Here is a 20,028-nt window from a genome sequence, read left to right on the forward strand (position 1 = left end):
ACGCATGTCGTTTTCCCTGGCCGATGCGCGTTTCCGGCTGGTCCGCGCGCTCGGCCTGTTCCGACGCGGGCTCGCGAGCCTGCGCATGCGCGGGCCGCGCGCGACCTGGCAGCGGGTGGGCGCGCAGTTCGGCCTGTCCGCACCGCGCGCGCAGCGGCCGCTGCTCGCGGCGGACCTGCGTCCGTTCGCACCGTTCGACGTGCCGGCGCACGCGACGCCGGCGGTGTCGATCGTCGTGCCGGTGTACGGGCACCTGCCACAGACCCTGGCCTGCCTGCGCGCGATCGCCGCGCATCCGCCGCAGGCCGCGATCGAGATCGTCGTCGTCGACGATGCCAGCCCGGACGACAGCGCGGCGACGCTGGCCCGCATCGGCGGGCTGCGGCTGCACGCGCTGCCGATCAACGCGGGCTTCATCGGCGCCTGCAACGCAGGCGCAGCCCTGGCGCGCGGCCGCTACCTGCTGTTCCTCAACAACGACACGGTGCCGCAGCCCGGCTGGCTCGACGCGATGCTCGCCACGTTCGCGCGCGAACCCGATGCCGGCATCGTCGGCGCGCAGCTGCGCTATCCCGATGGCCGGCTGCAGGAGGCGGGGACGATGCTCGTGCGCGACGGGCGCGGCGAGAACCGCGGCCGGTTCGCCGACCCCATGCATCCCCAGCTGCGCTACCGCGCAGACGTCGACTACGTGTCGGGCGCGGCGCTGATGCTGCCGCGCGCACTGTTCGCGCGCCTGGGCGGGTTCGACGCGCGCTACGCGCCGGCCTACTACGAGGACGCGGATCTCGCGCTGCGCGTGCGCGAGGCCGGGCTGCGCGTGCTGGTGCAGCCCGAGGCCTGCGTCGTGCACCTGGAAGGGGCGAGCGCGGGGACCGACCTGTCGCAGGGCATGAAGGCGGCGCAGGCGCGCAACCAGCCGGTGTTCGCCGCGCGCTGGGCGCACGTGCTGGCGCAGCGCCCGGCCGACCCTGTGGCCGCCGGCCGGCTGCCGCGGCCCGGCGTGCCGCAGGTGCTGATCGTCGACAGCGTGACACCAATGCCGGACCGCGACTCGGCCTCGCTGCGCCTGGTCAACCTGATGCGGCTGCTGCGCGAGGCCGGGGCGCACGTGGTGTTCCTGCCGGCCGACCGGCGCCACGTGGGCGCGGCGACGCAGGCGCTGCAGGCGAGCGGCGTCGAGGTCTGGTACACGCCGCATACCGGCAGCACCGCGCAGTGGCTGCGTACGCATGGGGCACGCTTTTCGCGCGTGATGCTGTGCAGGCACTACATCGCGCGCGAATTCCTTCCGCTGGTCCGCCGGCACGCGCCGCAGGCGCGCGTGATCTTCGACACCATCGATCTGCACTACGTGCGCGAGCTGCGCGGCGCGCAGGTGTCGGGCGACGCCGCGCTGCGCCGCGCCGCCGAACGCACGCGCGAACAGGAGCTCGACGTCGTCGGGCACTGCGACACGACGCTGGTCGTGAGTCCGAGCGAGGTCGCGCTGCTCGCGCACGACGCGCCGCAGGCGCAGGTCGCGCTGCTGTCGAACCTGCACGAGATCGCGGGCCCCGGCCTGCCGTTCGCGCAGCGGCGCGGCCTGGTCTTCGTCGGCGGTTTCCGCCACCCGCCCAACGTCGACGCGGTCAAGTGGTTCGTCGGCAAGGTGTTCCCCAAGATCCGCGCGCACCTGCCGCAGCTGCGGTTCCACTGCATCGGCGATCACGTCGACGACGCGATCGCCGCGCTGGGCCGGGTAGAGGGCGTCGAGATCCACGGCCACGTCCCCGACATCGCGCCGTACATGGACGGCTGCCGCATCGCGGTCGCCCCGCTGCGCTTCGGCGCGGGCGTCAAGGGCAAGGTCAACCTGAGCATGGCGAACGGCCAGCCGGTGGTCGCCACCGCGTGCGCGGCCGAGGGCATGCAGCTGCGCGACGGACACGACGTGCTGCTGGCCGACGACGCCGACGCATTCGCCGCGGCGGTCGTGCGCCTGTACGACGACGAGGCGCTGTGGAACCGGCTGGCCACCCACGGCCTGGACAACGTCCGCCGGCATTTCTCGCTCGACGCCGCACGCCGGACCGTGCGCACCGTGTTCTTCGACGACGACGCGACCGCGCCGCCGCTCACTCCCCGCTGAGCGAGGCGGTCCGCAACCGCTGCGCGAACTCGGCATGCCCGGGCACGGCCGGGTCGATCGCACGTGCCGACGACAGCGCCGCGTCCGCACCGGCGAGATTGCCCGCCCCCAGGCGCTCGTCGCCGATCGCCAACCAGCGCTGCGCCAGCCGCCGGCGTGCCTCGCGGGTCGCCGGCTCGCCCTCGCCCAGCGCGATGCGGGCATCGAGGCAGGCATGCGCGCGCGCGAGGTTGTTGGCCCGCAGGCCCGCATCGAAGCATTGCCGCGCACCGGGCAACAGGCGCGCCGAGGCGCGCGCGACCGCGGGATCGTCCGGCGCGAGCAGACGGGCGGCGCGGATGCGGTCGTAGGCGCTGTCTCCGGGCGGCGACAGCAGGTCGCCGCGGGCCTGCGCGGCGGCCGCCTGCTGCAGCAGCGCGGCGACCCGGCGCCGGCGCTCCTGCGGCGGCAACTGCGCGCCGCGGTCGGCATAGGCCGCACGCGAGCGCTCGATCCGCAGCTCGGCGGCGCGCACCGCCTCGCTGTCGGGCGCCAACGCCCGTGCCTCGCGCAACTGCGCGTCGGCATCGGCGAAGTTGAAGTCGCGGGCATGGCGCTCGGCGCGCTGCGCGTAGGCGGCTCCCGCATCCAGTACGCCGCGCCGCGCCGCGGCGTCGTCCGGGTCGAACGCGAGCAGGATCCGCCACTCGGCCAAGGCGCGCTCGATGCGCCCGTCGTCCAGATGGCGGGCCGCCCGACGGCGCAGCGCATCGAGCTCCTCGGTCATGCGCGCCTGCGTGTCGGGCAGGTCCACGTGGCCGGGGTCGTAGCCGCGCACGGCGGCGACCAGCGTCGCCGCGCCGCGCAGGTCGCCCTCGCGCAACCGCGCGCGGGCCCGCGCGAGCAGCGCGGCCAGCGATTCGTCGCGGCCGCGCAGCGCATCGCCGTTGCCGGGCTCGATCGCAAGCACGCGTGCGTACAGCGGCAGTGCGGCGTCCGCGCCGTCGTCGAGGCGCCCCAGTGACTGCGCCGCCTGCGCCTGGCGCAGCAGCACGTCGGGCGCCGCGCCGCCGGCCTCGAGCGCGCGCAGCCGTGCATCGAGCGCATCGATCGCATCGCGGGGCGCGGACAGCGCCTGCGCCAGCCGCAGCGCGTCGCGCGCCTGCCCGAAGCGGCGTGCCTCGACCGCCGCCCGGGCCTGTGCGAGCGCCGCGTCGGCCACCTCCGAGAGGCCGGCACGCGGACGCACGTCGTCGGGATCGAGCGCCTGCGCGGCCTCGAACAGTTGGCGTGCGCCGGTGCCGTCCGGGGCATCGAGGCGGCCTTCGGCCATCGCCCTGGCCGCGTCGTCGAGCAGGCCCTGCACCCGCGTCTCGGGCCACAACCGGTCGACGACCAGCACCCGGACCCCCACCACCAGCAGCACCAGGGCGACGCAGGCGGCCAGCGCGAGCCACTGCCAGCGACGTCGCCACGACGCGCCGGGCGCGGCGGACCGTCGCCTGCGCGCCGTCGCGGGGCGCCGGACGGTCGCAGGCCCGATGCCGTTCGTGGAATCGTCGCCGCTCACGCCGCGCAGTATGCGAGACGAAGCTGAACGCCGATGTCGCGGACGTTCACGCCCGGCGGGCCAGCTCCACGCCCGGCAGGCTGTCGAGCTTGCCGAGCAGGCGCGCGAGCTGGCCGTAGTCCGACACGCGCAGCCGAAGCCGCAGTTGCACGCGCGCCAGCCGCTGGTGCTCGCTCTGGATCGACAGCACGTGCACGTCCTCCTGCGCGATCAGGTTGCTCAGGTCCTTGAGCAGGTGCCGGCGATCGACCGCCTCGACGACGATGTCCGACTCGTGCCCGCCGCCGCTCTCGCCCCACTCCACCGGCAGCACCCGCTGCGGCTGGCCCGCCGACAGCCGCAGGAATGCGGCGCAGTCGCGACGGTGCACGGTCACGCCGCGCGCGCGCGTCAGGTAGCCAGCGATCGGTTCGCCGGGCACCGGCCGGCAACAGCGCGCGACCTGCACCAGCAGGTTGTCGACGCCGACCACGCGGAAGCGCGAGTCGGCCGCCTTGGGCGCGCGGCGCGGCTTGCGCAGCGGCAGCGTCGGCGCGGCGGGCTCGGCCGGCGCGGTGCGCTCGCGTTCGAGCTCGAGCAGCGCGCGGCCGATCTGGTTCGGCCCGACATCGCCCAGCGCCACCAGCACGTACAGGTCGTCGACGCCGGCGACGTTGAAGCGCGCGAGCACCGGCGCCAGGTCCGCCTGCAGCAGGCCCAGCCGACGCAGGTCGCGTTCCAGCAGCTCGCGGCCGGCCTGCACGTTGCGCTCGCGGTCGAGCTTGTGGAACCAGGTGCGCACCTTCTCGCGCGAACGCGGGCTGGCGAGGAAGCCATTGGCCGCCACCAGCCAGTCGCGTCTGGGCGAGGGCAGCTTGCCGGTCAGGATCTCGACCCGTTCGCCGGTGCGCAGCACGGTGTCGAGCGGGACGATCCGGCCGTCGACCTTCGCGCCGCGGCAGCGGTGCCCGACCATCGTGTGCACGTGGTACGCGAAGTCGAGCGGCGTCGCGCCCTGCGGCAGGTCGATGATCTCGCCCTTGGGCGTCAGCACGAACACCCGGTCCTCGACCAGCTCGGTGTCGAGCGCGTCCGCCAGGCCCTCGGCCCGCCCGGCGTCGGTGTGCGCCTCGAGCAGCCGGCGCATCCATTCGATGCGCCGCTCGAGCGCGGCGCTGCCGGCAGGCGCGCGCTGCGAGCCGCCGGTCTCCTTGTAGCGCCAATGTGCGGCAACGCCGAGCTCGGACGCCTCGTGCATCTCGCGCGTGCGGATCTGCACCTCGAGCGTCTTGCCTTCCGGCCCGACGACCGCGGTGTGCAGCGACCGGTAGTCGTTGTTCTTGGGCCGGGCGATGTAGTCGTCGAACTCGCTGGGGATCGGCGTCCACAGCGCGTGCACGACGCCCAGCGCCGCGTAGCAGGCCGGCACGTCGTCGACGAGCACGCGCACCGCGCGCAGGTCGTAGAGCTCGCCGATCGGCACCTGCTTCTTCTGCATCTTCTTCCAGATGCTGTAGATGTGCTTGGGCCGCCCGGCGACGTCGGCGCGCACGTCCTGCGCGGCCAGCGCCTCGCCCAGTTGCGTGCGCACCTGCTCGATGTAGCGCTCGCGGCCGGCGCGCTTGTCGTCGAGCAGGCCGGCGATGCGCCGGTAGGTGTCGGGCTGCAGGTAGCGGAAGGCGAGGTCCTCGAGCTCCCACTTGAGTTGCCAGATGCCCAGCCGGTTGGCGAGCGGCGCGTGGATGTCGCGCGTGAGCAGCGCCAGCGCACGGCGGGTCGCTTCGTCGGCGCGCACGGCCGCGCGCATCTGCGCCAGTTGCCGGGCCAGCAGCACGAGCACCACGCGCAGATCGCGGACCAGCGCCAGCAGCAGCCGGCGCAGGCCTTCCGGATTGCCGCTGCCCACGCGCTCGGCGTGCAGCGACCAGACCTGGTGGGCGGCGCGCAGCCCGTCGAGCAGCGGCGCCAGCGCCGGCACGCGCGCGCGCATCGGGTCGCGCCAGCCCGGGACCGCATCGGCGATCGCCGACGCGACCACGTCGCCGTCGGCGCCCAGCAGCGCCAGCGACGCGAGCGTGTCCTGCAGCACCGCATCGTCGAGCTCCACCGTGCCGTCGGCGACCGCGCCGATCTCGCGCAGCGCGGTGCGCAGGTCCGGCCCCAGCGCGGCCGTGGAAGGCAGCGCCAGCAGGCGATCCGGCAGCGGGCCGGCAGGCTCGGGCATGGCGTGTTCGGGACGGTCGCAGGAGCGTCTACACTAGCCCGCGACCCCGTCCGAGGAACAGAGCATGCGTGCAGTCCACAGCGTCCTGATCGCCGCCGCGCTGGCGGCCGCCCTGCCCGCGTTCGCGCAGCAGCCCCGGATCGAGGACCGGATGAGTGCCGCGGAATTCCGCGCCGCCGGGCTCGGCAAGCTCGACGACGCCGAACTCGACCGGCTCAACGCGTGGCTGGCCCGCCAGGCCGGTGCCGCGACCGTCGCTTCCGGCACGACCGGCACCTCCGGTGCGGACGTCGAGGCGCGCATCGCGCAGGCCCGTGAGGAAGGCCGGCGCGAAGCCGCGGCAGCCGCCACCGGCCTGCCGGCTGCCGCACCGGCGCGCGAGCCGGTGGAGAGCACGATCGTCGGCGCGTTCCAGGGCTTCGCCCAGGGCCGCCAGTACACGCTCGCCAATGGCCAGGTCTGGCGCCAGGTCGACGGCGCGACGCTGTCGGGTGCCCGCGGCACCGACGTCGGCGTGCGCGTCCGACCGGGCATGCTCGGCGCCTGGTGGCTGAAGGTCGACGGCTACAACACCCAGGCCAAGGTCGAACGCGTCCGCTGACCGGACGTTCCGGCGCGGTGTCCACCCCACCGCGGCCGGGGTGGGGGCCGGGCCCGCTGGGCCGTGCGCCGTGCTTTCCGGGTCGGGTGCCTATAGGCCCGCCCGCGGGCGACTTGCGCGCCCGTGGGCGCACGCATCGACGCGTCGGCATCGCGGCGATCCTCGACTTATCCGCGCGGCATGTTCCGAAGGACCGCGCGGCGATGCCCGATGCCCGTGCCGCGATGCACGAGGCACGCTGTCGGCATGGCAAGTCCACGACTTCAGATCGGCCGTCATTCCGTCCAAGGGGCGCTGTACGTCGTCACCGCCACCACGTACGGCCGCGTGCCCTGGCTGCAGGATCCGCTCTACGCCCGGATCGTCCGCCACGAGATCGAGGCCTGCGAACGGCACGGCTGGCTGCGGTCGCAGGCCTGGGTCCTGCTGCCCGATCAGCTGCATTGGCTATTCGAACTGCGCGCACCGATGCTCGGACAGGTCATGCAGACCTTCAAGTCGCAGAGCGCCTGTGCGATCCGCGGCCGCGCCCGCGGCGCCGGGTCGATCTGGCAGCCGGGCTACGCCGACCGCAGGCTGCGCCGGGACGACGACCTGGCCGACCAGGTGCGCGACCTCGTCGCCCAGCCGCTCCGCACCGGCCTGGTCGAGCGCCTGCGCGACCACGCGCACTGGTGGGCGCGCGACATCGATACCGTGACAGGGTTGTAGATCGCGTTTCAGTCAAGCACCCGGGACGGATCAACCAGTGCCCGTTGCACCAGCGGTTAACGCATCTGGCATCCCGCGCCGAAGACGCTGCGGTGCAACTGCTGCGCACCGATGGGATTTGCAGCCGCCGGTTAAGGATCGCGTCCGACTACCAACGAGAATCGAAACTTCGCGCTCATGAACTCGAACGGATCGTCGAGATGAACCTGGAAGCCCTCATAATATGCGCGGTATCCACCCGACCGCCCCTTCACGGAGCGGCCGGGTACATGGTTAGAGATAGATACACTGTCCGTTATTGCCGCAGACGGCAATCCGCTCCCATCTGCCGTTGATGCACTGATAGATGGCACCACCGTTGCGGTTCGGGACGAACTCGGTAGCGCTTTCGTTCTCTGCCGTGCAGGGCGTGGCCGGCGCAGCGAGAGCAGAACCTGTCAGACCCAGGCAAATTACGATAAACGCAATCGGAATCCAGCGAGCGGACATCTTCATACTTATCTCTCCTTGAAGTGAATGCTGCTCAGGTGCCGCACTTTCCTTCGATCAGCAGCGACTCGGGGTGGAGGCGGCAAATCCGCCGAGGCCGCGGCTCAGTCTAGCAGTACGAATCAGCGACGACCCAGCCCCTGTTTCGGACTGCGACGCAGCATTGAATAGCTTTAAAACATCGATGAGACACGAACGCGCCGACCGCATCATCCAGAGCGCAACGCCGCGACCCGCGTCGCGAGCTTCTTCGCCGACACCCCGCCCTTCGCACCCAGTTCCTGCGCGAACAGCGAAACGCGCAGTTCCTCGATGTCCCAGCGCAGCGCCTGCCACTGCGCATCGTCGGCCCGTCCGCGGGCGGCGGCGTCGAGCAGCGCGTCGACGAACGGCTTGACGTCGAGCATGCGCTGCTGGTCGCGCTGCGGGTCGCGCAGCGCGCGCTCGGCGCGCAGCGACAGCGCGCGCAACCAGCGCGGGTACTCGGCCAGCGCGTCCGCGGGCACGTCGCGCAGGAAGCCTGGCGGCGCCAGCGCGGCGAGCTGGGCCTGCATGTCGTCGAGATTCGCGCGCGCCCAGCCCATCAGCTTCGAATCCAGCCGGCCGCGGATCTCGGCGACGAGGTCGAGGATCGCCTCGGCGCGCCGCAGTCGCGCCATCGCCTCACCGAACAGGGCCTTGCCGACCGCGTCGCGATGCGCGGCGAACGCATCGGTATCGCGGATCGCCTCCAGGCCGTCGTCGAGCAGTGCGGCGAGCGCGCCCTCGACCAGGTCCTCGCGCAGCCGGTCGCCCGGTTTGTCAGCCGCGCGCGGCGCGCTGGATTCGATCGCCGCGTACAGCAGCGCCGTCTTCGGCGCCACCGGCAGTTGCTTGCGTGCCTGGCGTACGCGATCGGCCAGCGCGATGCGCAGCAGGCGGCGCACCCCCTGCGGATGCAGCCGCCGCGCATGCGCCGCGTCGGCGTGCACGGCCAGCGAGACGCTCTCACCGTCGTCCTGCAGCGCCGGATACGCCGGCAGCCCGCCGGCCCCGGCGATCGACACAGGGACCGGCGTGTCCGGGAACGTCGTCAGGCCGTGCTGCTGCAGGCCGTCGGCGGCGTGGGCGGCGAACGCGCGCGCCGCACGCTCGCCGAAGCGCGCACGCAACGCGTCGAGGTCGCGCGACTCGGCCAGTACGGTCCGCGCCTTGCGGTCGCGTCCCACGTCGACCAGCCGCAGGTTCGCGCGCAGGTGCGGTTCGAGCGCCGTCTCGTCGAAGTCGACCGCCGCGATCTCCACGCCGCTGAGCTTCTTCAGAAAACGCGCCAACGTACCCGCGAACGCGTCCGCATCGCCCTCGCGCCAGGCCTGCGCGAACGCGCGCGCGAAATCGGGCGCGGGCACGAAGTTGCGGCGCAGCGCCTTCGGCAGGCTGCGGATCAGCGCAGCCGCCTTGTCCTCGACGAAGCCCGGCGCCAGCCACGACAGCCGCGCCGGGTCGATCGCGTTGAGCAGGTGCAGCGGGACCGAGACCGTCATGCCGTCGTCGGGCGCGCCCGGCTCGAACCGGTACGACACCGCGAGCCGCGCGTCGCCCAGCGCGATGAAGGCCGGGAACAGCTCGGCGTCGACGCCATCGGCGACCAGAAGATCGTCGCGGCTCCACTCGAGCGCGCGTCTGGCGGCTTCCGGCGCCTTGCGATACCAGGCATCGAGCGCCTGCGCCGACAGCACGTCGGCCGGGAGGCGCTGCGCGTACCACTGCGCCATCCAGTCCTCGTCGACGACCAACCCGCTGCGGCGCAGCTTGGCCTCCTCCTCGCGCGCCTGCGCCAGCGTGCGCAGGTTGCGTTCGAGGAAGCCCGCGCGCAGGTCGATCTCCCCGGTCGCCAGGCCGTCGCGCAGGAACAGCGCGCGCGCCTCGTCGGGATGGAGACGGCCATAGTCCACCGGCTTCTTCGGCGCGAGCACGAGGCCGAAAAGCGAGATCTGCTCACTGGCGATCACCCGCCCCTGCGCGCGCGACCAGCGCGGGTCGTGATGGCGCCGCGACAGCAGGTGGCCGAGCTCGGCGATCACCCAGTCGGGCTCGATCCCGGCATTGGTGAGCGCCCAGACCTTCTCGGTGTCGAGCAGCGTCGCCGACAGCACCCACGGCGGCGGCTTCTTCGCCAGCGGCGAGCCGGGAAACAGCTGGAAGCGGCGGCCGCGCGGTCCCTCGTATTGGCCCGTATGGCGCCCGCCGCCCGCGGGATCGGCACGGTGGCCGATCTGCGTCGGCAGGCCCGCGATCAGCGCGCGGTGCAGCGCGACGTCGGCGCGCGACGGTCCGTGCGTCCGCGCGCCCTTGGCCGCGTCGCCATCGGGCGCGTCCGGCGGCGCGCCGACCTTCCAGCCCAGGTCCTCGCATTGCAGCTTGAGCTGCCGGTGCAGCTCGCGCCACTCGCGCATGCGCAGAAACCCGAGGAAATGCCGGTCGCACCACTTGCGCAGTTGCGACTGGGTCAGGTCCTCGTGCGCCTGCCGGTAGGCGTCCCAGAGCCGGACGATGCCGGCGAACTCCGAGCGCGGATCGGCGAACGTCGCATGCGCGGCATCGGCCGCCGCGCGCTGGTCGGCCGGCCGCTCGCGCGGGTCCTGGATGCCCAGGAACGACGCGATCGCAAGCATCTCGTGCAGACAGCCATGGTGGTCCGCCGCGACCAGCATGCGCGCCAGCTTGGCGTCGATCGGCAGCCGCGCCATCGTGCGGCCATGCGCGGTCAACCGGCGTGCCGCATCGATCGCACCCAGTTCGCTCAGCTGCTGCCAGCCGTCGGCGACCGCACGCGGATCGGGCGGCTCGACAAACGGGAAGTCCGCGATCGGATCGCCGCCGGCCGGGCGCGCATCGTCCCCGCCCCGCCGGCCGCGCCGGCCGCGCGGCTCGCCGTCGCCGCCCAGCCCCAGCGAGAGCATCCGCAGGATCACCCCGGCCAGCGCCGCACGCCGGATCTCGGGGTCGGTGAAGCGCGGCCGCGCGGCGAAGTCCGCCTCGGAGAACAGGCGGAAGCAGACGCCCGGCGCGATGCGACCGCAGCGCCCCTTGCGCTGGTCGGCACTGGCCTGGCTGATCGGCTCGATGTGCAGACGGTCGAGCTTCTGCCGCGGGCTGTAGCGCTTGACGCGCGCCAAGCCCGGATCGACCACGTAATGGATACGCGGCACGGTCAGCGAGGTCTCGGCGACGTTGGTGGCCAGCACGATGCGCCGCAGCGGGCCGGGATTGAACACCCGGTCCTGGTCGCGCGCCGACAGCCGCGCATACAGCGGCAGGATCTCGGTGTGCCGGTACCTGCGGCGTTCGAGCGCCTGGTGCGCGTCGCGGATCTCGCGCTCGCCGGGCAGGAAGATCAGCGTGTCGCCGGTGCCGCGCTCGCCCATGATCTCGTCGCAGGCCGCGAGGATGCCGTCGAGCACCGACACATCGGGGTCGGCGTCGGCTTTCGCCTGCCCGCCCGGCGCCCCGGTCGTCCCGGCCGCGGACGTCGCCGATGCCGGCGCTTCGCCAAGCGGCCGGTAGCGCACCTCGACCGGATAGCCGCGCCCCTCGACGTCGACGACCGGCGCATCGCCGAAGTGCGCCGAGAAGCGCGCGGTGTCGATCGTCGCCGAGGTGACGATCAGCTTCAGGTCCGGGCGCCGCGCCAGCAGCTGCCGAAGGTAGCCGAGCAGGAAATCGATGTTGAGGCTGCGCTCGTGCGCCTCGTCGACGATCAGGGTGTCGTAGGCCGACAGCCAGCGGTCGGACGCGATCTCGGCCAGCAGGATGCCGTCGGTCATGAACTTGATCGCGGTCTCGGGACCGACGTTGTCGTTGAAGCGCACCTGGTAGCCCACCGCGCCGCCGATCGGCACCTGCAGTTCCTCGGCCACGCGCCGGGCGACGGTGCGCGCGGCGATGCGCCGCGGCTGGGTACAGCCGATCATGCCCGCCGCGCCGCGCCCTGCGGCCAGGCACAGCTTGGGCAGCTGCGTGGTCTTGCCCGAGCCCGTCTCGCCGGCCACCACCACGACCTGGTGGGCCCGGATCAACGCGACGATCTCCTCGGCCTTGCCGGCGATCGGCAATGCAGGATCGACCGTGGCCCGGGGCAGCCGGCGCGCACGCGCCTCGCGCTGCGCGACCGAGGCCTGCAAGCGCGCGGCGAACGCCTCGCGCGCCGCGTCGTCGCGGGACGCGCGCCGCCACCGAGACCACAGTCCCAGCAGCGGCCCGCGATCGCGGGCGCAAGCCGCGTCGATCGTCTCGCGCGCCCGGCTCAACGCCGCATTCACCTCGTTGTCGCTGGAATACTGCATCACGCTTGCGAATCCGCTCCCAGGTCTCATATTCGTTCGCGAAGGCCGCGTATTGTGGCCGCAATCCCATCCCACAGGAGTCGTCGACCATGGCCAAGGCCAAAACCAAATCCGCGTCCAAGTCCAGCCCGAAGCGTTCGGCGGTCGCGCCCGCCGTGGCGTCGCCCGATGCGCGCTCGACCGCGCCGGCCATCGATATCGGGATCGACGACGAGGATCGCAAGCAGGTCGCCCAGCACCTGTCGGTCTTCCTCGCCGATGCCTACACGCTGTACCTGAAGACCCACAACTTCCACTGGAACGTCACCGGTCCGATGTTCAATGCGCTGCACGCGATGTTCGAGGGCCAGTACACCGAGCAGTGGAACGCGCTGGACGAGATCGCCGAGCGCATCCGCGCCCTGGGCTACAACGCGCCGGGCTCGTACGCCGAGTTCATCGAGCTGAGCTCGATCAAGGAGGAGCCCGGCCTGGAGAAGTCGCCCGACTGGCGCGAGATGGTGCGCCAGCTGGTGCTGGGCAACGAGGCGGTGTGCCGCAGCGCCCGCCAGGCGATCGAGGTCGCCGACGATGCCGACGACGATCCGACCGAGGACCTGCTGACCCAGCGCCTGCAGACCCACGAGAAGAACGCCTGGATGCTGCGCTCCCTGCTCCAGTAGGAGCGCGTGTTCGCGCGCGATCAAGCCGCAGGACTGCTTGATCGCGCGCGATATCGCGGTCCCGATCGCCTCCCTGCGCGCCGATGCCGCCTACGCGGAACGATCGCCCGCGAGGGGCCCGTCGTCCGGTCCGTCGACCTCGCCGCGCGAGACCAGCGCCGCGATGCCCAGATCGCCGGTCACGTTGACCGTCGTGCGGCACATGTCCAGGAAGTGGTTGACGCCCAGCACCAGGCCGATGCCCTCGGCCGGCACGCCGACCATCGTGCAGATCAGCGCCACCACCGGCAGCGAGCCCGACGGCACGCCCGCGGTGCCGATGCCGCCCAGGATGCAGACCAGCATCACCAGCACCTGCTGGCCGATCGACAGGTCGACGCCGAAGAACTGCGCCAGGAAGATCACCGTCACGCCCTCGAACAGCGCGGTGCCGTTCTGGTTGGCGGTTGCCCCGATCGTCAGCACGAAGCGCGAGACCTTGCGCGGCAGCTTCAGCTTTTCGTCGGCCACGCGCAGCGCCGTGGGCAGCGTGGCGTTGCTCGATGCGGTCGAGAACGACATCAGCATCGCCTCCTGCACGCCGCGGTAGAACGCGAGCGGCGACCAGCCGCCGACCAGCCGCAGCGCCAGCGAGTACGTCACCAGCATGTGCAACGCCAGCGCACCGACCACCACCGCGACATAGGCGCCCAGGCGGAGCAGCAGGTCCCAGCCGAACAGCACCGCCAGGTTGAACATGAAGCAGAACACCGCGATCGGCGCCAGCCGGATCACCAGCCCGATCAGCGTCATCGAGACCTCGAACAGCCCTTCGATGCCCCGCTTGAGCGCGGCCGCGGCGTCGGATTTCGTCAGCACCAAGCCGATGCCGAACATCAGCGCGAAGAACATCAGCGCCAGGATGTTGGCATTGTCCGACGCCGCGCCGACCACGTTCTGCGGCACGATCGACAGCAGCATCTCCATGCCCTTGGCGCCGCTGCGGCTGTCGCTGACGATCGCCTCGGTACGTTGCGCGCTCTCGGCCAGCAGTTGCTGCGCGAGCGCCGGGTCGACGCCGGCGCCCGGCCGGAACAGATTGACCATCACCAGGCCGAGCAGCACCGCCAGGCCCGACAGCACGATCGTCCAGGCCAGCGTGCGCCAGCCGATCCGCCCCAGCGAGGCGACGTCGCCCATCTCCGACACGCCCACGACCAGTGCCGAGAACAGCAGCGGCACGATCAGCATGAAGATCAGGCTCAGGAACAGCGTGCCCAGCGGCTCGGTGACCCAGGCCACGAAGCTCGCCACCAGCGGGCGGCATTGCCAGGACGGCTCGGCGGCGGCGCAGGCGGCCGATGCCGGATCGGCGAGCGTCCAGGCCGACAGGCCGGTGTAGTGGGCGACCAGGCCGAGCAGCAGGCCGGCGGCGAATCCGATCGCGATCTTCCAGTGCAGCGGCAGACGGGCGCGGTCGGATGCGAGCGGTCTGGACATGGCGGGGTCGCTGCGGGAAAGTCGCCGAGGCTAGCAGGAAGTGCGGCTCAACGCCGCGGGTAGAGCGGCGGCAGCACACGCGCGTCGGCAGGCACCGCCGTGCTGCGCACGACCGGCCCGGCGCGGAAGGCGCGGCGCAGCGATGCGCGCGCCGCGACCAGGTCGCCGCCCCCCCAGCGCGCCCGCTGCCACTGCACGAGCGCGTCGTGCTGGCCGGGATCGGCAAGCGCGCGTCGCAGCGCGTCGATGTCCGCCGCTGGCGGATCGATCAGCCCACGGAGCGCGGCCTCGACCTCGGCCGGGTCCCCGGCCTGCAGCACCGCGGACAGCCGCTGCGCCCCCGGCCGCGACTGCACCCCGGCGGGCGCGCCCGGATCGTCGGCGGCCGCCCGCGCCGACCCGGCGCGCCCGCGGCGCGATCCGCGCCAGGCCACGACGCCCGTCGCCAGCCACAACAGCGCGAACAGCCCGGCCAGCCATGGCCAGACGCGCCCGTCGCCCGCGTCCGGGATGTCGCCGGGCGGCATGTCCGGACTGGCCTCCCCGGCCTCGCCGGGGTCGACCGCCAACGTCAGGTCCGGCGGCGCGCTGCTGCGCGCGGCGCCTGCGCGCACGTCCCACCAGGCCACGCGCGGCGCGGCGACCCGCAACGGCCCCGCCGCCCCCGGCACGATCGAGAACCGGCGGGTCATGCGCACGCGCGGGCGCCCCTCGTCGAACCGTTCGTCGTACTGGGGCGGTTCGGCGAACACCTGCGCGCCATCGGGCGCCGGTAGCGCGACGTCGGGCAGCTGCGTGCCGACCGCGCCGTCGAACGTCGCCTCGAGCGTCAGCGTGGTCGCGACACCAACGCGGCCGCGCTCGGGCTGCTCGAGCCAGCGCATCTCCAGGTTCCGCAACGGCAGCCAGGGCTGCGGCGCCGTGCCGGGCATCGCCCGCACCGCGAGTTCGGTCGCCGGCCCGTTGGCGGTGAGCTGCCGCGGCCCGCGGTCGAACAGGCCGTCGAAGAAGCCGCCCCCGCCGGTGCCCCGGCCCTCGAAGCGCGCGCCGGGAATCGTCAACGCGCCGCTGCGCCCGGGTACGAGCAGGAAGCGGCGCTCGACGACGTTGTAGCGGCGGCCGTCGAACTCGCGGCTGTAGGTGATGTCGTTGCCGATCCGCTGCAGCGAGGCGCCCTCGGGCGTTGGCTGCTCGAGCTGGCCCGAGGCCAGCGGCACCGCGTAGTGCAGCCGCAGCGTGTAGCCGACCGCCTGCTGCACGTAAGGCGACGGCGTCTCGACCTCGGCCTCGACGAACGCGGCGGCACCGTCGCGCGCCGAGCGGACAGCGGCCGGCCCGACGGTCAGCGACAGCGGCTCGGTCCGCGCGCCGCCGACCTGCAGCGGGGGTACTGTCAGCAGGCCTTCGCGCCGCGGTCGCAGCGCCACGCCGAACAGCGCGCGCTCGATCTGGCGCCCGTCGCGGATCTCGACCTGGCGCCGGCTGGTATGCCCGCTGAGTTCGAAATCGCGGGCCAGCACGGTCCAGTTGGGCACGGCGACGGCCTCGTCGGTCTCGACGTTGAGCGTCGTCGTCTCGCCCAGGGCGATGCGGTCGCGGTCCAGCCATGCCCGCGTCTCGGCGCGCAGCACGCCGGCCACGCAGGCGAACAGCGCGACGAGCGCGAAGGTCAGCGCGTAGCGCCATCCCGCCATTCCGGGCGTCGTCATGGTGCCTCCCCGCCGCTTCGCTGTGCGTGTTCGAGCCGGAACCGGGCCCGCAGCAGTCCGCCCGGATCGTCGGGCACGCGCCGCAGCCAGGCCTGGTTGGCCTGTTCGCGCTCCGCGCGCGCATCGGCCTCCGTCAGGTCGGCAGGCGCGGTGTCGCCGGGTTCGCGGGTCCCGTTGCCTTTGTCGTCGAGCGCCTGCTGCATGCGTTCGCGCAGGGCCTGATCGGCCTGCTGCTGGGCCGCGTCGTCGGTCGGCGCGTTCTCGCTGTCGCGGGGCGACGACGGCGGCGTATCGGGCCGGGGCTGGCCTTCGGACGACGGCGCCGGCTGCGGCGTGCCGCGGTCGCCCGTGCGGCCCTCGCCCGCATCGGGCCGGCCGGACTGGCGCTGCTGGTCGCGCGGCGCTCCGCGCGGATCGTCACCCGGACCGGGCGGCGGGTGGCGGCGGCGCGCGGCCTCGACGGCGGCCCGGTTGGCCAGCGCGTCGGCCATGTCCGGCTGCAGCCGCAGCGCCTCGTCGTAGGCCTCGATCGCCTCGTCGAAACGCCCCAGGCGCGCCAGTGCGTTGCCGCGGTCGTACGCGGCGTCCGCACCCGGCAGGCCGGTCCACGCGCGCAGCGCGTCCTCGTGCCGCCCGTCGCGATAGGCCGCGGCGCCCCGCGCGAGCTGCGCATGCGCGACCTGGTCGGCGCGGCGCCACGCGGTGCCCGCCGGTGGCTGCGCGGCCTGTGCCGGCAGCAGCGGCCAGGCCAGCGCCACGGCCAGCACCGCGACCGTGGCGCCGCGGCGGAAGGCCAGCAGCGCCAGCGCGAGCAGCGGCAGCAACAGCCAGTACCCCTGGTCGGCGATTCGCCGGGCCCGCGCCTCGCCCTCGGCCGCCGTGCCGGTGGCGTCCGTGCCGGCGTCACGCAGGCCGAGCGCGTCCAGGTCGGCGTCGTCGGCGGTCAGGCGGTGCCAGCGTCCGCCGCCGGCGGCGGCCAGCGCCTGCAGCGAGGCGCCATCGAGCCGCGCGTGGACGAGCGCGCCCTCACGATCGCGGTAAGCGGCCCCCTCCGCGCTGCCCAGGCCGAGCGCGGACACCCGGTAGCCCATGCGCGCGGCGTTGGCAGCCTCGAGCATCGCGGTCCGGTCGGCGCCGTCGGTCAGCAGCACGATGTCGCCGCGCAGCGCGTCGCCCTGCCGCAACAGGCGCGTGGCCTGCTCGATCGCGCGATCGGCGCGCCGGCCGTCGACCGGCATGATGTCCGGGGCCAACGCATCGAGATAGAGCGCGACGTTCGCCGCGTCGTCGGTCAGTGGGGCGACGGTGAAGGCATCGTCGGCATAGGCCAGCAGCGCCACCGGGCCCTGGCGCACCTGCAGCAGGCGGGCGAGCTTGGCCCGCGCCTGCAGCAGCCGCGATGGCGGCAGGTCGTCGGCGGACGTCGCCGACGACAGGTCGAGCGCGACGACCAGCGGCGTCCCCCCGGCGGCCGACAGCGGCACGTCGACCTCGCGCCAGCCCGGTCCGGCCAGCGCCAGCACCGCCAGCGTGCCGCCGCACAGCCACGCCGCCAGCGCCAGCAGGCCGCGCCGGCCCGGGCGACGTTCCACCAGGTGCGGCAGCAGATGCGGATCGATCGCCTCCCGCCAGGGATCGTCGTCGCGGCGCCGCGCCCACCAGGCCCAGGCCAGCAGCGGCAACACCAGCAGCGCCCACAACCACGCCGGCCGGGCGAACGTCAAGTCGGGCCACCAGCCGCTCATCGCGCGCCCCGCATCGGCCACCGCCACGTGCGCGGCGCGAGCGCCAGCAGCAGGAGCACGCAGCCGGCCGCCAACGGCAGCGGGTAGCGTTCCACCCGCGCGCGCAGCGCCGGGCCCGGCGCCTCGATCGGCTCGAGCCGGTCGATCTCGGCATAGATGCCGGCCAGCGATTCGGTGTCGCGGGCCCGGAACGCCCGGCCCCCGGTGGTGTCGGCGATCGCCTGCAGCGCCGCCTCGTCGATCGCCGGCTCGCCGGCGCCGGGCAGGCGGAAGCCCAGCGCCTGCAGGCCGTCGCCGTCGCTGCCGAACGCGACCGTGTGCACGCGCAGCCCGGCGTCGCGGGCGAGTTCGGCGGCCTTCTGCGGGGTCAGCGCGCCTGCGTTGCTGACGCCGTCGGTCAACAGCACCAGCACCCGCTCGGCCTCGCCGCCCTGCAGCCGCCGGACGGCCAGGGCGATCGCATCGCCGATCGCGGTCTCGCGCCCGGCCAGCCCGACCACGGTCCGGTCCAGCTGCTGGCGCACGCTGTCGCGGTCGCGCGTCATCGGGGTGACCGCATACGCCCGCTGTCCGAACACGATCAGCCCGATGCGGTCGCCCGCGCGGCGCTCGAGGAAATCGGCGATGACCGCCTTGGCCGCGGTCAAGCGGTCGACGGCGCGCCGTCCGATCACCATGTCCTCCTCGCTCATGCTGCCCGACAGGTCGACCGCCAGCATCAGGTCGCGTGCCGCCTGCGGCGGGTGCTCGGCCGGTCCGACGCCCTGCGGGCGCGCCGCGGCGACGCACAGCAGCGCCCAGGCCAGCCACAGCATCCAGGACGCCCGCCCGCCGCGGCCGCCGGCATGCGGAGCGGCGATCGCGCCGAGCCCGGTGTAGGGCACGCGCAGCGCATCGCCATCGCCGCGCGAGGGCGGCAGCCAGCGCCGCAACAGCCACGGCAGCGGCAACGCCAGCAGCATCCACGGCCAGGCGAAGATCGCCAGCAACCCGCTGCCGTCGGCCGGCACGCTCACCGGCCTGCCGCCATCAGTGCGAGGAACCGGGCGCGTGCGACAGCATGCAATGCGTCGAGGTCGGCGCCGTCGACCCGGCGTCGGAAGCCGCCGTCGCCCAGCAGGCGCCCCGGCCCGTCGACGAACGCCGGCGTGTCCATGCCCGCATCGAGGAAGGCCAGCCAGGCGTCGCCCTGCAGGCGGTCGGCGTCGGGGCGCACGCGGCGCGCGGCGCGACGCAGCAGCGCCGACATCGCGGCGATCCTGGCCGGCGCGTCGGTCGCCGCCTCGACCTCGGCGTCGAACAGTTCCGCCCAGCGCCGTCGCGCGCGCACGTGCCGCAATCGCAACCAGCCGAGCCCTGCCCCGAGGGCGACCACGACGGCGGCCAACCACCACCAGCCCGGTGCCGGCGGCCACCAACCCGGGGCGTCGGGCACGTGGATGTCGCGCAGGACCAGGTCGGGCATCGCCATCTCAGGCCGCTCTCGGCCGGCCGAACGCCGGCAGCCAGGCATCGCTGGGCATCCCGCTCGACAGCAGCGCACAGCGCACGCCGGCGGCGTGCAGCGTCGCCTGCGCCTGTGCGATCGGCGCGGCGAACGTCGCCTCCCAGCGCGCACGCTGCGCCTCGTCGCGCAGGTCCAGGTCGATCCGTCCCGCGCCGTCGGCGAAGCGCAGCCGTGCACGCGGCGGGGCCTGCTCGAGCGGATCGGTCAACAGCACGACGAGCGCCTCGCCGTGCGCGGCCAGCGCGGCCCAGCGCTGCGCCGGCACCGCGACGGCGCTGGCGGCATCGGCCAGCACCAGCAGGCGCGATCCGGGGCGCAGCAGGCGGCGGGCATGATCGAGCGCGACCGCCAGCCCGGCATCCCCGGCCGGCGGGTCGGCATACCAGCGGCCAAGCGCATGCAGCACCCGCAACGCGCCGCGGCTGCCGCCGGCCGGCGGTACCGGCGCCTCGTCCAGCGTGCCGCGCAATGCGGCGACACGGTCGCCGTCGGCGATTGCCGCCCAGGTCGCGATCGCACCGGCGCGCGCGGCCTGCACGGACTTGAAGCGCACGCGGCTGCCGACGTACAGCGCCGGCGCGGTATCGGCCACGACCAGCGTCAGCCGTTCGCGCTCGGTCTGGAAGGTCTTGGTATGCGGGCGTCCGGTCCGCGCGGTCACCCGCCAGTCGATGTGCCGCGCATCGTCGCCGCCGACGTACTCGCGCGATTCGGCGTACTCCATGCCCTGCCCGCGCAGCGGCGACGGCGCCTGCTGGCGCACGCCCGCGCGCGCGCGCCGGGCCGCGCCGCGTCGCGAGGCCGACGCGCGCAGCGCGATGAGCTCGGCCAGCACCGGGCGCACGCCCGTCTCCATTCCGGGAGCCCCGGCGTCCCGCTTTTCCGCATCTCCGATCACGAATCCCGGATCCCGGCGT

Annotated in this window: 14 protein-coding genes; 4 read left to right on the forward strand and 10 right to left on the reverse strand. The window is 73.8% G+C overall.

The window, feature by feature from the left end; translation table 11 throughout:
* The first annotated feature begins 4 nt into the window (after nucleotides 1-4).
* Nucleotides 5-2,131: a glycosyltransferase gene (locus tag WQ56_RS12025; protein WP_047137357.1), complete on the forward strand. Its 2,127-nt coding sequence runs from the start codon at nucleotides 5-7 to the stop codon at nucleotides 2,129-2,131.
* Here the strand turns inward: WQ56_RS12025 and WQ56_RS12030 are convergent.
* Nucleotides 2,118-3,680 (reverse strand): hypothetical protein, encoded by a 1,563-nt coding sequence (locus WQ56_RS12030; protein WP_052772991.1) that lies wholly within the window; start codon nucleotides 3,678-3,680, stop codon nucleotides 2,118-2,120. The genes WQ56_RS12025 and WQ56_RS12030 overlap by 14 nt on opposite strands.
* 46 nt (nucleotides 3,681-3,726) lie before the next feature.
* Entirely contained in the window at nucleotides 3,727-5,883 is a 2,157-nt protein-coding gene (locus WQ56_RS12035; protein ID WP_047137358.1) for a bifunctional (p)ppGpp synthetase/guanosine-3',5'-bis(diphosphate) 3'-pyrophosphohydrolase, read from the reverse strand.
* Nucleotides 5,884-5,947: 64 nt separating this feature from the next.
* Between WQ56_RS12035 and WQ56_RS12040 the strand changes: the two genes are divergently transcribed.
* Together WQ56_RS12040 and WQ56_RS12045 are read left to right on the forward strand one after the other, a co-directional pair.
* Entirely contained in the window at nucleotides 5,948-6,484 is a 537-nt protein-coding gene (locus WQ56_RS12040) for a hypothetical protein (RefSeq protein WP_047137359.1), read from the forward strand.
* 246 nt (nucleotides 6,485-6,730) lie between these two features.
* A complete protein-coding gene (locus WQ56_RS12045; RefSeq protein ID WP_047137360.1) occupies nucleotides 6,731-7,195 on the forward strand; it encodes a transposase in 465 nt (154 codons plus the stop codon).
* Between the two features lie 273 nt (nucleotides 7,196-7,468).
* Here the strand turns inward: WQ56_RS12045 and WQ56_RS18715 are convergent, their stop codons facing one another.
* Nucleotides 7,469-7,690: a hypothetical protein gene (locus tag WQ56_RS18715; RefSeq protein WP_156170524.1), complete on the reverse strand. Its 222-nt coding sequence runs from the start codon at nucleotides 7,688-7,690 to the stop codon at nucleotides 7,469-7,471.
* Nucleotides 7,691-7,893: 203 nt separating this feature from the next.
* On the reverse strand, nucleotides 7,894-12,009 hold the full coding sequence (locus WQ56_RS12050) for a DUF3418 domain-containing protein (RefSeq protein WP_052772992.1): 4,116 nt from the start codon (nucleotides 12,007-12,009) through the stop codon (nucleotides 7,894-7,896).
* 89 nt (nucleotides 12,010-12,098) lie between these two features.
* Between WQ56_RS12050 and WQ56_RS12055 the strand changes: the two genes are divergently transcribed.
* The gene (locus WQ56_RS12055; protein ID WP_047137361.1) at nucleotides 12,099-12,671 is read left to right on the forward strand and encodes a Dps family protein; all 573 of its coding nucleotides are present in this window, start codon (nucleotides 12,099-12,101) and stop codon (nucleotides 12,669-12,671) included.
* A 90-nt stretch (nucleotides 12,672-12,761) separates the two neighbouring features.
* Here the strand turns inward: WQ56_RS12055 and WQ56_RS12060 are convergent, their stop codons facing one another.
* The 6 genes from WQ56_RS12060 to WQ56_RS12085 are packed head-to-tail and all read right to left on the reverse strand — an operon-like array spanning nucleotide 12,762 to nucleotide 19,967.
* A complete protein-coding gene (locus tag WQ56_RS12060; protein ID WP_047137362.1) occupies nucleotides 12,762-14,150 on the reverse strand; it encodes a dicarboxylate/amino acid:cation symporter in 1,389 nt (462 codons plus the stop codon).
* Nucleotides 14,151-14,197: 47 nt separating this feature from the next.
* Entirely contained in the window at nucleotides 14,198-15,859 is a 1,662-nt protein-coding gene (locus WQ56_RS12065) for a BatD family protein (RefSeq protein WP_047137363.1), read from the reverse strand.
* Entirely contained in the window at nucleotides 15,856-17,604 is a 1,749-nt protein-coding gene (locus WQ56_RS12070) for a tetratricopeptide repeat protein (protein ID WP_047137394.1), read from the reverse strand. The genes WQ56_RS12065 and WQ56_RS12070 overlap by 4 nt, the downstream gene beginning before the upstream one ends.
* Nucleotides 17,601-18,566 carry a VWA domain-containing protein gene (locus tag WQ56_RS12075; RefSeq protein WP_047137395.1) on the reverse strand — a complete coding sequence of 322 codons (966 nt, stop codon included), beginning with the start codon at nucleotides 18,564-18,566 and terminating at the stop codon, nucleotides 17,601-17,603. Before WQ56_RS12075 ends, WQ56_RS12070 begins: the two co-directional genes overlap by 4 nt.
* Before the next feature lie 50 nt (nucleotides 18,567-18,616).
* Nucleotides 18,617-19,075 carry a DUF4381 family protein gene (locus tag WQ56_RS12080; protein ID WP_047137364.1) on the reverse strand — a complete coding sequence of 153 codons (459 nt, stop codon included), beginning with the start codon at nucleotides 19,073-19,075 and terminating at the stop codon, nucleotides 18,617-18,619.
* Between the two features lies 1 nt (nucleotide 19,076).
* Nucleotides 19,077-19,967: a DUF58 domain-containing protein gene (locus tag WQ56_RS12085; RefSeq protein ID WP_052772994.1), complete on the reverse strand. Its 891-nt coding sequence runs from the start codon at nucleotides 19,965-19,967 to the stop codon at nucleotides 19,077-19,079.
* Between the last annotated feature and the right edge of the window lie 61 nt (nucleotides 19,968-20,028).

The sequence above is a fragment of the Luteimonas sp. FCS-9 genome, assembly GCF_001014645.1.
Lineage (GTDB): Bacteria > Pseudomonadota > Gammaproteobacteria > Xanthomonadales > Xanthomonadaceae > Luteimonas.